We start from the raw sequence: 13045 nt of genomic DNA, 5'->3' as shown, positions 1-13045 counted from the left end.
CGCTTCGGCCAATGGCTAGATGCCAACAATATTACTGAAATTGAATGTTTGGTGCCTGATATGAGCGGCACTGCCCGCGGTAAAATCATCCCACGCCACAAATACAATCCCGCCGAAGGCATACGCATGGCCGAAGCGGTGTTCACCCAAACCGTTACCGGTGATTATCCCGAAGAAGAATTCGCCTCCATCACCGACAGCGACATGCGCCTTATCCCCGACCCTTCCAGCTTGCGCCTCGTGCCTTGGGCCAAAGACCCTTCTGCTGCCATCATTCATGACGCTTATGGTTTCGATGGCAAGCCGGTCGAAATTGCGCCGCGCAATGTGCTCAAACGTGTGTTGCAAGCCTATGACGATTTGGGTTTGCAACCGATTATCGCGCCGGAGTTGGAATTTTACTTGGTGCAAATTCAGCCCGATGAAGATTTGCCTTTGGCGCCGCCCGTTGGCCGTACCCAACGCACCGAGGCCGGTCGTCAGAGTTTCAGCATAGATGCGATGAACGATTACGATGAAGTCTTCGACATCATGTATGACTGGTGCGAAACCCAAGGCATTGCGCTCGATACCTTGATTCATGAAATGGGTCCGGCGCAGATGGAAATCAATCTCGACCATGGCGACCCACTCGATTTGGCCGACCAAGTGTTTTTGTTCAAACGCATCGCCCGTGAGGTGGCCATACGCCACAATATGTACGCGACTTTCATGGCCAAACCCATGCAAGGTCAGCCCGGCTCGGCCATGCATTTGCACCAAAGCATCATTGACAAGCAAACCGGCCTGAACATTTTTGCCGATGCCAAAACTGGCGATTCCACCGACATCTTCTTCAGTCACATTGCTGGTTTGCAGACTTACTTGCCGGCCTGTATGGCGTTTTTGGCACCGTATGTGAACTCTTATCGCCGTTTGAGCCGTTTCAGCTCGGCACCGATTAATTTGGAATGGGGTTTTGACAACCGCACTTGCGGTTTGCGTGTGCCCGAATCCAATGCTGCTGGCCGTCGCATTGAAAACCGTTTGCCCGGCGTGGATGTGAACCCGTATTTGGCCTTTGCAGCGAGTTTGGGCGCTGGCTTAATCGGCATGCAACAAGGCTTAAAACCAAGCACACCGCTCACTGGCAGCGCTTACGACAAAGCCGCCAATTTGCCACACCACTTGGATGATGCCGTGGCCGAATTGATGGCGTGCAAACCGGTGGCCGAGCTGTTTGGTGAACATTTCGTGCGCTGCTACTCTGCCATCAAAGAAACCGAGTTCGAGGAATTCTTCGAGGTGATTTCGCCATGGGAGCGCCGATTCTTATTGCTGAACGTGTAAGTGATTAGAAAGATTAGAAATGCGGCCTGTAGCCAGTTACAATACACACCAAACAGCATAAGGACACATCATGAATTCAGCAGTGGAATACAGTGGTTTGGAATTTTTAAACCACATCAAAGACGGCACTTTGCCGTCCTCACCGATGGCGCACACCATTCCGATGCGCGTGATTGAAGTGGAAGCCGGCAAAGTAGCGTATGAAGTTCGCCCTGATGAGCGCCATTTGAACACCTTGGGCGGCATCCATGGCGGCTTTTACGCCACCGTCATCGATACCATCACCGGCGGCGCCATCCACACCATGTTGGACGCGGGCATCAATTTTGGCACCGTGGATTTGAATGTGAAAATGATACGCGCCTTACAGCCGAACCAGACTTACCGTGCCGAAGCCGAAGTCATCACCGTCGGCCGCACTTTACTTACCGCCGAAGGCCGCATCATCGGCGACGATGGCAAAATCCATGCTTATGGCTCAGCCAGTTGCTTGGTGATTAAATAAACCTGATTGTATGGAGCCAGTATGCGGCCTGCCAGTTTACAGGCCGCATAAAAACACACAGCGTCGGATAGGCTTAGCAATGAACTGTTTCCTAGTCATGTGAGAATGAACGTGAAGTGTGGGTTCTGTGCATAGGTTTCACCATGGCAACAAGATTGTCTCATTCACTGTGACAACACATCGATAAAATCGGTTTTCAACACACAAAAGCGGCCTGTAAATGCTTACAGGCCGCTTTCAATTCATGACACGTCACATCAATCGTGCCAAGAGTCTTTCAAGCTGACGGTACGGTTAAACACCGGTGCATCAGTGGTATGGTCGTAGCGGTCGGTGACGAAATAGCCCAAGCGCTCAAACTGGAAGCGAGTTTCTGGCGCCAAGGTATTGGCCACGGCTTCGGCGTAAGCGTCGATTTCGGTAACCGAATGTTGGTTTAAGAACTCGGTAAACGGTTTGTATTCGCCATCATCGCCTCGCACTGCATCTGGACGTTCTACCGTGAACAAGCGCTCGTACAAACGCACCGCCGCAGGCACGGCATGTTCGGCAGACAACCAATGGATGACGCCTTTGACCTTACGGCCTTCGGGTTTTTTGCCCAAAGTGTCGTGGTCTATCGAGCATTTCAGCTCTATCACATTACCAGCTTCGTCGGTAATCACTTCTTCGCACTTAATCACATAGCTGTAACGCAAGCGCACTTCGCCGCCCACGGTCAAGCGTTGCCATTTTGGTGGCGGATTGAGGGAGAAATCGTCTTGTTCGATGTAGATGTGGCGCGCAATCGGAATTTCGCGCTCGCCCATTTCTTCGTGATGCGGATGGAAAGGCGCACTGCGACTTTGGGTTAAGGCTTCGTCGTAGTTAATCAACTCGATTTTCAATGGATTGAGCACCGCCATCATGCGCGGAGAAGAATCTTCCAATTCCTCGCGTATCGCGCCTTCGAGCACACTCATGTCGACCACGTTTTCCGATTTGGAAATGCCCACACGTTTGGAGAACAAGCGCAAACCTTCAGGGGTGTAACCGCGACGGCGCATGCCCGAAACCGTTGGCATGCGCGGATCGTCCCAACCTGACACATGGTTTTCGGTCACCAATTGGTTCAGTTTGCGTTTCGAGGTAATCGAATACAGCAATTCCAAGCGCGAAAACTCGTATTGGCGCGGATGGCCGTCTATGGCGATGTTGTCCAATACCCAGTCATACAACGGACGGTGGCTTTCAAATTCCAAGGTGCACAAAGAATGGGTGATGTTTTCGATGGCATCGGAAATGGCGTGGGTGTAATCATACATCGGGTAGATGCACCATTTGTCACCGGTACGGTGGTGGTGCACACGGCGGATGCGGTAAATCACCGGGTCGCGCAAATTGATGTTGCCGGAAGCCATGTCGATTTTCAAACGCAAAGTCTTGCTGCCGTCTGGAAACTCACCCGCACGCATGCGTGTGAACAAATCCAAGTTTTCCTCAGCACTGCGGCTGCGGTACGGGCTGTCTTTACCTGGCTCGGTCAAAGTGCCGCGGTATTGGCGCATTTCTTCGGCATTGAGTTCGTCCACATAGGCTTTGCCGTCTTTGATTAAGGCAACCGCATAGTTGTACAAATCTTCAAAATAGTCTGAGGCGAAGTGTGGCTCGCCTTCCCAATGGAAACCCAACCACTGCACGTCTTCTTTGATCGAGCGCACATATTCGTCGGATTCTTTCTCAGGATTGGTATCGTCAAAACGCAAATTGCACACACCATCGTAGAGGTAAGCCAAGCCAAAATTCAAGCATATGCTTTTGGCGTGGCCGATGTGCAAATAGCCATTGGGCTCAGGCGGGAAACGGGTGTGGATGTGCTTGTGTTTGCCGCTGGCCAAATCATCTTCAATTATCGTGCGGATAAAATGGTTATCCGCAAATTGTTCTTTATTCATAAGCTCGGTGTGTCTATAGAAGCATAATGAGGGATTGTACCCGAATTACCGCAACGCAGCATCTTCTGTGAGGCAACAAAGCCAGTTACTGTGAACTGGCTTTGTGGGAATCATGCTGATTGCTTATTGTGGTGCACTGGCGGGTGCCGAGGCAGTTTTGGCTGCACTGGCTGGCGCCGCACCGGTTTGACCGCCAAACCATTTTTGGTAAATGGTGTCGTAAGTGCCATCGGCTTTGATTTTGCCTATGCCTGAATTCAATTTGGCCAACAAATCATCGCTGCGGTCTTTGGCCAAAGCAAAGCCATAATGCTCTTTGGCAAACTCAGGGTCAGACACCAATTGCAATTGCTTGCCGTCTTTATTGTTGTTCAGGACAAAGTTTTGTACCACGCCATTGTCACCCACGGCCGCGTCCACACCACCGGCCACCACCTCTTTCAAAGCCAAAGGCAGGCTTTCGTAACGCTTGATGTTGGTATTGGTCGCGCCCATCAATTTGGAAATGGCGATGTCGCCAGTAGTACCGGTTTTCACTGCGACCAAGTGTTTTTCCAAGTCTTTGGCCGATTTGATGTTGGCACCTTTGTCGTTTACCACGATCACTTGAGTCGCATCAAAATACGGATCGGTAAACGCCATGCTTTGTTTGCGCTCTTCGGTAATGGTGATGGCGGCGATGGCGATGTCAGAATCGCCGGTTTTTAGGGTTTCAAAAATGCCGTCAAACGGGCGCGCCACAAATTTAAAACTCAGGTTTTCTTTGGCGGCAATCGCGTCAATGATGTCTTTGTCAAAGCCAACGATATTGCCTTTGTCGTCCAACGATTCAAATGGCGCAAAGCTGTCGTCCATGACCACAGTATAGGTTTTGCCTGCATCAGCACCGGCACCGCTGGCAGCACTGGCTGGCTTGGCGGGTTCGGCCGCTTTTTCACTGCCGCCACACGCGCTCAATGCCAATAAAGTTGCTACCGTGATGCTCAATAATGCGCTTTGTTTCATGTCTCTCATCCTTTTGTACACAGAAATGGGCACCGATTCGGCACCCATCCCTTGTTAAGCAACTCAAATACCAACAGTGTGGTTATTCATGTTTACAGGCCGCTTATTGCGCGCCACTGGCCGCAGAAGCGGCTGCTGGTGCAGGTGCGGCAGCAGCGCCAGGCGTGGCTTTAAACCATTTGGCGTAAATCTTGTCGTAAGTGCCGTCGGATTTGATGCCAGCCAAGCCGGTGTTGATTTTTTGCAGCAAATCGTCGCTGCGGCCTTTTTTCACCGCAAAGCCGTAATGTTCTTTTTCAAACGTCGGATCAACAATGGTGCGCAATTTCGCATCAGGGTTGTTGGTCACGAAGTTTTGTACCACGCCATTGTCACCCACAGACGCGTCCACACCGCTGGCCAACAATTCTTTCAAAGCCAAAGGCATGCTTTCAAAGCGTTTGATTTGGGTGCTGTCTTTGCCCAATAATTTTTGTGACACGATGTCGCCGGTGGTGCCAGTTTGTACCGATACCAAGTGTTTGCCTTTTTTCAAGTCTTCAAACGATTTGATGTCGCTGCCTTTGGCATCGTTAACCGCAATCATTTGCGTGGCTTCAAAATACGGCTCAGAGAAGTCCATTTGTGCTTTGCGCTCATCGGTGATGGTCACGCTGGAAGAAATCACATCACTGTCGCCGGTGTTCAAGGTTTCAAAAATGCCTTCCCAAGGTTTGTTCACAAATTGGAATTTGATGCCGGCTTTTTGGCCTACTGCTTCAATCACGTCTTTGGAGAAACCAATCACATTGCCTTTGTCGTCTTGGTATTCAAACGGGGCATACGAAGCGTCGAAGCTGACGGTGTAAGCAGTGCCATCGGTGCTGGCGGTGCTGCCAGAAGCGGCGCCAGAAGCAGGTGTTGCAGGCTCAGCCGCTTTTTCACCGCCACCACACGCGCTTAACATCAAAGCCGCGGCCATGGCGCACAAGCTGAACGAGGTTTTTGAAATCACTTGCATATTTTTCTCCAGTTGGTTCTTTTGTCTGTCGTTGTTTATTGTGTGGCGCACCCGATTCGAGCAGCCTTGCAAACACTATAAATTTGTCACGCAAGGCGGTCAACTTAAAATCCGCCATATCTCACGCATATTTCACATAACTTAGCAGATTGCGGCACATGCACAACACCGTCATAATGGCGCATTGTCTTAGTGGGAATGCGCATGCTGATCTTGCACCAATCCAATCGCCTTGAACACTTGGCCCAAGCTTTGGCCAGCTTGCTAAATAGCATGCCTTTGGACGGTTTGTTTGAACCTGAAACCATCGTCATCCAAAGCCAAGGCATGCGCCGCTACCTCAACCGCTTCTTGGCACAGCAAAACGGCATTGCCGCCAACATCGATTTCAGCCTGCCCGCACGTTTGATGTGGCAAATCATGCAGCAAAACTTGGGCACGCTGCCCAAGCTCAGCCCGTTTGCCACCCATGTCTTGCATTGGCGGCTGATGCAATTGTTTGAAGAAGCACCGTTTCGCGAGCAAGACAGCGCCGCCGCTGCCTATTTGCGTCAATACATGGTCAGCCGGCCCGAAGCCTATTACGATTTGGCCTTTATCTTGGCGGACATTTTTGACCAATACCTGATCTACCGCCCCGATTGGATAGCACAATGGCAAAACGGCCAGTTATTGGATTTGGACAGCGATGAGGCATGGCAAGCGGATTTGTGGCGCCAATTGACGGCACAAGAAAGCCATCATGGCGAACACCGTTTGCAATTGTGGCAGCGTTTACAGGCCGCATTGCCCACCGCCAAACTGCCCGAGCGCATTTGGGTGTTTGGCATTACCTCGATGGCACCGATGTATTTGGAGCTGTTTCGCACCTTATCGCAATACACCGATGTGCACATTTTCGCCATGAACCCCAGCCAAGCCTATTGGGGCAACATCATTGAGCCCGCGACTTTGCTCAGACAATATGGGCACATGAGCGAGGCCGAATTGGCCGTGCACAATGGCCACCCTTTATTGGCCTCATTGGGCAAACAAGGCCGCGACTTCTTCGATGCCTTAACCAGCGACATAGACTACGACTACCAAGGCGAGTATTTCGCCCGCAATCCTGATAACACGCTGCTGGCGCGTTTGCAAAACGATTTGCTCGATTTGCATTATCCTCAACCAGCCAGCAGCGACAGAACGCAATCGGGCTTGAAGCATCCGCAATTGCGCGATGGTTCAGTCATCATCAACAGCGCTCACAGCCCGCTGCGCGAATTGCAAATCCTCAAAGACCACATCATCGCCAGCTTGGCCGCCAACCCCAGTTGGCAATTGCAAGACATCGTGGTGTTAATGCCCAAGGTCGATGCCTATTTGCCGTTTTTAGAAGCAGTGTTTGGCAAACACAGCCCCGATGGCAAGGCCTTGGCTTACTCGGTGGCCGACGTCAAACTCAGCCGCCAACAGCCGTTATTGCAAGCGATACAGCAATTTTTAAGCTTGATGGACAGCCGTTTTGAATTGCTCGACCTCTTGCCCTTGCTCGACGCCCCTGCCATCCAACAGCGCTTTGGCTGGGACAGCGAAGCGGTGGCGGTATTGCACACCGTCATCCGCGATTTGAACATCCGTTGGGGGCTGGATGCCGAGATGCGGCGTGAATTCGGTGGCACCGATGCGGCGTTTACATGGCAACAAGGTTTGGAACGCGTGGTCATGGGTTGGCTGTTACCGCAACACAGCGCACACCACGCGTGGCAAGACGCCGTGCCTTACGCCAGCGAGCCCACGCATTGGCCGCTGCTGGCACAGTTGTGGCAATTGGTGCATGGCTTACAGCAATACCACAGCGACTGGCAACAGCCTGCCGATGTGAAAACTTGGGTGAGCCGTTTACAGGCCGCTGTCAGCGATTTGTTTGTGCCTCTGGACACCGATGTGTTTGCCTTGCAGCAATGGCAACAGCATTTGGCCGATTGGTTGGCGCAAACCGAATTGGCGCAATACCACGGTGTGTTGGAATTTGCCTTGGTCAAACGCCATGTCGGCGCATTTTTGGAGCAAGAAAGCCAAGCCGGCTTCTTGCGCGGTGGCATCACCATTTGTTCGGTGGTGCCGATGCGCGGTTTGCCATTCAAAATGCTGTGTTTGCTCGGCATGAACGATGGTGAATTCCCACGCGATACCAAAGCGCCGTCCTTCGATTTGATTTACCAAGACGCCTTACACCACCGCGCGCGCAAAGGCGACCGCTCCCGCCGCGATGACGACCGCTACTTGTTCTTAGAATGTCTGCTGAACGCACGCGAACAACTGTACATTTCTTACATCGGCAAAAGCATTAAAAACGACGACACCCTCGCCGCCTCCACCGTGGTATACGAATTCATAGACACCATTGCCGCCATGGTCGGCGCTTCCAGCAAAGACTTGCTCGAAGGCGACGGCACCGAACCCGCATGGATACAAACCCACCCATTGCAAGCGTTTTCCCAACAATACTTTAAGCCAAACTCAGACTTGCGCAGCTACCGCCAAGACTTGGCAACAGCCTTAAGCGCGCCACCGAAAACCGTCGGCGCCTTCATAGACGATACTTATTTGAACGGTTTACAAGGCGAGCGCCAGCAAAAAATAGACGTGCAATTGTCCATGCACGAATGGCTGCAATTTTGGAAAAACCCTACCCGCGTGTGGCTGCGCCAACAATTGGGCTGGACGCCGACTTATGGCGATGCGCCGTGGCCAGAGCAAGAACCGTTTGAACTGGAGCGCGACCCTGCGGCATTGGTTTACGATGCGTTTTATGCCGCCAGACGTGCCAATACCTCGTTACAGGCCGCATTTGAACAAGTCTGCCATGCCAACTTACTGCCTATGGGCGAATTGGCACCGTTGTATGCCAGCAAGATGCAGCAACAAGTGTTAAGCCTCGAGTCCAAATGGTTTAGCGCGCAAGCGTTGCCCTTGTTGGAAACCGAGATACAACACCGTTTTGACGATGGCAGCGTGGCGCAATTGCACATCAGCTTGCGCCACCGCACCACTGAAGGACAGCTCTTTTGGATGAACCACAATCCCAATTTCCCTGAAAAAATGGCGGTGTGGCTGACCCATTTGGCCTATTGTGCTTGCGACGACAGCGACGCGCCCAAAACCACTACCGTGCTATGGGCAGAAAGTCCGTGGCAATTGCAGCCTTTGTCGGCCGACCATGCGCGCACACTGTTGCTGCAAAGCCTGAATTATTGGCAACTGGGTCAAGACCAGCCTTTGCCGTTTTTCGCCCGTACCTCACTGAAAACCGCTAAAACATGGCAAGAAAAAGCCCAAGCCGACGATACTGACATGCCTGAAGCCGCCCAAAAAACCGCTTATTTGGAATACCACGGCAATAAGGTGCAATTTGCCCAAGCCGATGAAACCGAGGTAGCCTTGGTTTTCGGCGCACTCGCGCCCGACGACGAACCCATCAAGCGGCCATTGTTTGCCGACATCGTGCAGCAATTGTGCCTGCCCATGTACGCCTCCATCAGCAATCTCACCCCAACCACCACAGGAGACGCGCATGAGTCATGATAACCCACGTTTTTTGGCCTTGGATGTGCCCATAGCGGGTACCCAATTGATCGAAGCCTCGGCCGGCACGGGCAAAACTTGGACCATCGCCGCCTTGTTTTTGCGTTTGGTGTTGCTGGAACACATGGCCGTGGACAAAATCTTGGTGGTGACGTTTACCAATGCCGCTACCGCTGAATTGAAAACGCGTTTGCGCGCGCGTTTGGACGATGCTTTGCGCGAATTGCAAGGCTTAAGCGATGGCGACGATGCTGCCAATGTGTTACAGGCCGCTTATGCTCAGCGTCAAGACTTGCGCCAACACGCGCCACATCTGCCCGAGTTTGAACCGTTTTTGTTTGAAATTTTGACGTTGGCCTTGGCCAAAGAAGCCCCCTCACGTTTGCGTTTGCGTTTACAGGCCGCCATCAACCAGTTTGACCATGCCGGTATTTTCACCATCCATGGCTTTTGCCAGCGGGTATTGCGTGAGTTTGCGTTTTTGTGCCAAGTGCCGTTTCAAATGGAATTGGCCGACGACACCAGCGCGGCACAATTGCGCTTGGCTGCCGACTTTTGGCGGCAACATGTCATCAACGACATTCAGTTGGCCACACTTTGCATAGAGAAAGAAATCACCCCTCAAAGCGCTTTATCCAACATCAAAAAATGGTTTGCCCGTACCGATTTACAGGCCGATTCTTTCATGTTGACCAAATGTCAACATAGTGTCGATGAAATCAATGCTCAGTTACAAATTCTGGCTGACTCTCTCATCATTACGCTGCCTAAATTACAAACTTCGTTTGATACATTGCTTCCACGCTTAGATGGCAGAACATACAAATCAGAAAAATATCAAAATTTATTTTTAACCTTGCATGAATTATTGCCCAATCAACGCTGGGCTGATTTAGATAAAAATCACTTAAAATTCTTGGTTAACCTTGGAAGCGAAGTATTAATTGCCAAAACCAGCAAAAAATCTCCACCTCTCAGTGAGGATGAAAGCCAGACCTTTTCATTATTAACCCGTATCCCTGAACTATTCAGTGACAAATCCAATGCCCTACAGGCATTGTTTGAACAAATTCACGTCGATTTGTGGGCATATGTGTTGCCCAAATGGCGCGCCGAAAAACAGCGTTTACAGCAATTGGGCTTTGATGATTTGCTCACCGATGTGGCCACCGCATTGCAAAACCCCGAACATGGCGAGGCTTTGGCCACGCGCATCAGCGAGCAAATGTGGCAAGTGGCCTTAATCGACGAGTTTCAAGACACCGATCCGCTGCAATACGGCATTTTCAATACCATCTTCCGCGCCCATCACAAACCGGTGTTTTTGGTTGGCGACCCCAAACAAGCGATTTACCGCTTTCGCGGCGCCGACATCCATGCCTATTTACAGGCCAAACACGATGCCGATGCCCACCACACCTTAGACACCAACCGCCGCACCCACCAAACCTTGGTCAACAGCGTCAATGCGCTGTTTTTGAATAAAGCCAAACCGTTTGTGCTGGATAACATTGATTACATTGATGTGCACGCGGCGCGAGCACAGAGCAAACTCTCGCCCAATGCCGCGCCGTTGGTGGTGCAATGGCTGATGCAAGACGGCGAAGACACACTGACCAAAGACACCGCCAGACAAAGAGCGGCCGAGTATTGCGCCGCCGACATTGCGCGCCATTTGGCCTTAAGTCAACAAGGCAAACTGCACTATCAAGACGGTGTCTTACAGGCCAAACACATTGCCGTACTGGTGCGCACCCACAACGAAGGCGAGAAAGTGCGCGAGGTGTTGAGCCGTGAACATGGCATCAGCAGCGTGATTTTAAGCCGCGATTCGGTGTTTAAATCGGCACAAGCCAAGTCGGTATTGACTTTATTGCAGTGGTGGCAAAACCCGCAACAGCAAGGCTTATTGCGTTCGGTGTTGGCAAGTGTTTTGTTGGCCTACCGCAGCAGCGATTTGCAGCGCTTAAACCAAGTCGAGCACCAAGCCGAACTGATCAGCTGGATGGAAGACGCGCTGGCGGCGCAGCAAATCTGGCAACAGCGCGGCATTTACGCCGCATGGCAAATGTTCGACCACAAACGCGGCATCAGCGCCGATTTGCTGCGCCGCGACGACAAACGCGGCCTCACCAATCTGCAACAATTGTTTGAATTGTTGGCGCATGAAGCGAGCGAACGCTTTGGCGCGGAATCTTTGCTGCAATGGTTGTCAGAACAAATCGCAGCAGCAGCCGCTACCAATACCGACAGCGCCAGTTTGCGACTGGAAAGCGATGAGGAATTGGTGAAAATCGTCACCATGCACGCCTCCAAAGGCTTGGAATACCCATTGGTGTTCTGCCCGTTTGTGTGGGATGAGCACGAATTCAAGGCCGCTGAATTTAATTTGGTCCATGCCGCGGATGGCAGCGTCAGCGTGGTCAGCAAACCGTGTTTGAGCGCAGACGATACGGTGCGCTTGACCCAAGACGATGTGTCCGAAAGCCTGCGTTTATTGTATGTGGCCTTAACCCGTGCGGCCGAAAAACTGGTGTTATCGGCCTGTATCATCGCCGCCAGCAAAGACAATGTGCTCAATTACCTCATCACGCCAGAGCATGACAGCGACCTAAATGCAGTACTGGACTATTGGAAAACCCAGATACCTAAAGACAGCAATGACAGACAACAATGGTATCGAGACTTGTGGCAGCACTGGGCGCAGCAACATGGCATTCCGCTGTTGTGGCAAGAAGACATGCCGGCTTACGCAGGTTGGCTGGATAACAGCCGCGCCTTGGTGACTTACCAAGCCGCCCAAGCGCAATTGCCATTTTACCGCTTGCAAGAATACACCAGCTTCAGCGGCATCTCGCGCCATGTCACCCACGCCATCAGCGAAGAATTGGTGCCAGAAATGGATGCAGCCGAGTTACAGGCCGCATCCGATGATATTGCAACAGCAGCCGATACTCCTGAATCTGAAAATGAATTTGATATTTTTCATTTTCAACGCGGCACCGAAGCCGGTTTGTGCATGCATGCCTTATTGGAAGTGACCGATTTTACCCAAACGGCAGCGTCGCAAACAGAGCGCTATTTACCCATTTTGGAACAATACCAAATTGCCCCAGAATGGTATGCTGCACTGTACCAAATGATAGACGACACCCGTTTAGCCACACTCGATGCCGATGTGAATTTGGCCGGCCTGAAGCGCCAGCAATATCTGCCCGAAATGGGCTTTGTGTTGCGCGCAGACGATTTTAATGCCACTGAAATTGGAAAATGGTTACAAAATTCAAGTTTACCTGTTACCATGAAGTCTGCCTTACAAGGTGTGAGCTTTAGAGACATCAGTGGTTATTTAAACGGCTTTATTGATTTGACGTGTGTGGCCAGCAATGGCCGTGTGTATGTGATTGATTACAAATCCAATCACTTGGGCATGCAGCGCGAAGCTTACCAAACACGCGCACTCGACCATGCGATTACCGAACACCGCTATTATTTACAGGCGCTGATTTATGCCATCGCGGTGGAACGCTATTTGCAAAGTCGTGGCTTTCAAGCCGCGGGCATCCACATCCGCTACCTGTTTTTACGCGGGATGCAGGCCGAATCTGCGCAAGGCATTTGGCGTTGGGACATAACAGCCAGTGAGCTGGAAAAATTGACGCCCATACTTGCTTCATGACAATATCGGCACTGTTTAATTATTTC

General features: G+C 51.5%; 7 protein-coding genes. 4 read left to right on the top strand and 3 right to left on the bottom strand.

The window, feature by feature from the left end; translation table 11 throughout:
• Positions 1 to 1329, top strand: a 1329-nt coding sequence (locus BN3003_RS08795) for a glutamine synthetase family protein (protein ID WP_058356251.1), incomplete at its 5' end; no start/stop codon positions are given.
• Positions 1330 to 1399: 70 nt separating this feature from the next.
• On the top strand, positions 1400 to 1834 hold the full coding sequence (locus tag BN3003_RS08790; protein WP_058356250.1) for a PaaI family thioesterase: 435 nt from the start codon (positions 1400 to 1402) through the stop codon (positions 1832 to 1834).
• Positions 1835 to 2091: 257 nt separating this feature from the next.
• Here BN3003_RS08790 and BN3003_RS08785 read toward each other — a convergent pair whose 3' ends face one another.
• From BN3003_RS08785 to BN3003_RS08775, 3 genes are all read right to left on the bottom strand, one after another.
• A complete protein-coding gene (locus BN3003_RS08785) occupies positions 2092 to 3768 on the bottom strand; it encodes a glutamine--tRNA ligase/YqeY domain fusion protein (protein WP_058356249.1) in 1677 nt (558 codons plus the stop codon).
• A gap of 123 nt (positions 3769 to 3891) precedes the next feature.
• Positions 3892 to 4773 carry a basic amino acid ABC transporter substrate-binding protein gene (locus BN3003_RS08780; RefSeq protein ID WP_199822569.1) on the bottom strand — a complete coding sequence of 294 codons (882 nt, stop codon included), beginning with the start codon at positions 4771 to 4773 and terminating at the stop codon, positions 3892 to 3894.
• Positions 4774 to 4876: 103 nt separating this feature from the next.
• Positions 4877 to 5773 carry a basic amino acid ABC transporter substrate-binding protein gene (locus BN3003_RS08775; RefSeq protein ID WP_058356248.1) on the bottom strand — a complete coding sequence of 299 codons (897 nt, stop codon included), beginning with the start codon at positions 5771 to 5773 and terminating at the stop codon, positions 4877 to 4879.
• A 204-nt stretch (positions 5774 to 5977) separates the two neighbouring features.
• On the opposite strand from BN3003_RS08775, the gene recC reads away from it, so the two are divergent.
• Positions 5978 to 9340, top strand: coding sequence for an exodeoxyribonuclease V subunit gamma (gene recC, locus BN3003_RS08770; RefSeq protein WP_159061426.1), 3363 nt, complete (start codon positions 5978 to 5980; stop codon positions 9338 to 9340).
• A complete protein-coding gene (gene recB, locus BN3003_RS08765) occupies positions 9330 to 13019 on the top strand; it encodes an exodeoxyribonuclease V subunit beta (protein ID WP_058356246.1) in 3690 nt (1229 codons plus the stop codon). Before recC ends, recB begins: the two co-directional genes overlap by 11 nt.
• Positions 13020 to 13045: the final 26 nt, after the last annotated feature.

The organism is Vitreoscilla massiliensis, assembly GCF_001457815.1.
GTDB lineage: Bacteria > Pseudomonadota > Gammaproteobacteria > Burkholderiales > Neisseriaceae > Vitreoscilla > Vitreoscilla massiliensis.
This window is presented reverse-complemented; position numbering and strand designations above follow the sequence as displayed.